Genomic DNA, 267 nt, shown 5'->3' with positions numbered 1-267 from the left:
ACCGAATCCGCTGCGGTTGATGCGGTCGAGGTCGGCCTGTCCCAGCGCCGCACCCATCCCGCCACCCTGCCCGGACTGATCCCACAACCCCCACGCCAACGACGTCCCCGGCAACCCCTGCGCACACCGCACCCGCGCCAGCACATCCAAAAACGCATTCGCCGCCGCATAGTTGGCCTGCCCCGGACTACCCACCACACCAGCAACCGACGAGAACAACACAAACGCCGACAGATCCAACCCACGCGTCAACTCATGCAAATTCCA

1 protein-coding gene is annotated in these 267 nt (G+C 64.8%); it reads right to left on the bottom strand.

The annotated features are described in order from the left end of the window. On the bottom strand, nucleotides 1-267 hold a 267-nt coding region (locus tag KCH87_RS48570), incomplete at both ends, for a KR domain-containing protein (RefSeq protein WP_210594481.1).

The organism is Streptomyces sp. GESEQ-35 (assembly GCF_017948485.1).
GTDB lineage: Bacteria > Actinomycetota > Actinomycetes > Streptomycetales > Streptomycetaceae > Streptomyces.
Note: the sequence above shows the minus strand (reverse complement) of the source record. Positions and strands in the feature narration are given on the sequence as shown.